The organism is Pseudoalteromonas sp. Of7M-16 (assembly GCF_022347805.1).
GTDB lineage: Bacteria > Pseudomonadota > Gammaproteobacteria > Enterobacterales > Alteromonadaceae > Pseudoalteromonas > Pseudoalteromonas luteoviolacea_F.
This window is the reverse complement of the sequence record NZ_JAKRFY010000066.1, coordinates 1-1,420: the sequence shown is the minus strand read 5'-3', so window position 1 is coordinate 1,420 and position 1,420 is coordinate 1. Positions and strand designations below refer to the sequence as shown.

The 1,420-nt window shown below is 46.1% G+C and carries 1 protein-coding gene; it reads right to left on the bottom strand.

What is annotated here, in order from left to right:
- Positions 1-235: 235 nt before the first annotated feature.
- Positions 236-1,420 (bottom strand): elongation factor Tu, encoded by a 1,185-nt coding sequence (gene tuf, locus MHN81_RS27990; RefSeq protein WP_063359275.1) that lies wholly within the window; start codon positions 1,418-1,420, stop codon positions 236-238.

Sequence of the window (1,420 nt, the reverse complement as noted above, 5' to 3'; positions counted from 1 at the left end):
TGACATCGTGCAAAGTATTAACGACAGCGAACGCAGTGAGTACGGTTCTTTTGCGCAAGGTGAATAACGTGCAAAATGTAACGACAGCGAGCGAAGCGAGTACGTTCAATTTGCGCAAGGTGAAGTGAGCCATTTTGACCATTGCTAAGGCAATCGCCTCTAAAACCTAGCTAGCATCAAAAAACATGGATCCTGAAACAAGTATTCGTATATCGAATTAGTTAACGTGTAACTATTACTCGATGATTGATGCTACAACACCAGCACCAACTGTACGGCCACCTTCACGGATAGCGAAACGTAGACCTTCGTCCATCGCGATTGGGCAGATTAGCTCTACAGTCATCTTGATGTTGTCACCAGGCATTACCATTTCTACGCCGTCTGGTAGCTGGATGTCACCAGTTACGTCAGTTGTACGGAAGTAGAACTGTGGACGGTAACCTTTGAAGAAAGGAGTATGACGACCACCTTCATCTTTAGAAAGTACGTATACTTCTGAAGTGAACTTAGTGTGCGGCTGGATTGAACCAGGAGCTGAAAGTACTTGACCACGCTCAACTTCGTCACGCTTAGTACCACGTAGAAGTGCACCGATGTTCTCACCTGCACGACCTTCGTCTAGAAGCTTACGGAACATTTCAACACCCGTACAAGTTGTCTTCGTAGTTTCTTTGATACCTACGATTTCAACTTCGTCGTTCACGTTGATGATACCAGCTTCAACACGGCCAGTTACAACAGTACCACGACCCTGGATTGAGAATACGTCTTCGATAGGCATGATGAATGGCTTATCGATGTCACGCTCTGGCTCTGGGATGTAAGAATCTAGTGCTTCTGCAAGCTCAACGATCTTGTCTTCCCACTCTTTCTCACCTTCTAGTGCTTTAAGAGCTGAACCTTGGATTAGTGGTAGGTCATCACCTGGGAAATCGTACTCAGAAAGAAGTTCACGAACTTCCATTTCTACTAGCTCGATTAGCTCTTCGTCGTCAACCATGTCACATTTGTTCATGAATACGATGATGTAAGGTACACCAACCTGACGAGAAAGTAGGATGTGCTCACGAGTCTGAGGCATAGGACCGTCAGTTGCAGCAACTACTAGGATCGCGCCGTCCATTTGAGCAGCACCAGTGATCATGTTTTTAACGTAGTCAGCGTGTCCAGGACAGTCAACGTGTGCGTAGTGACGAGTTGGAGTATCGTACTCTACGTGTGAAGTTGCGATTGTGATACCACGCTCACGCTCTTCTGGAGCGTTATCGATTTGAGCGAAGTCACGTGCTTCACCACCGTATACTTTTGCAAGTACGTTAGTGATTGCTGCAGTTAGAGTTGTTTTACCGTGGTCAACGTGGCCGATTGTACCTACGTTTACGTGCGGTTTCGAACGTTCAAACTTTTCTTTTGCCAT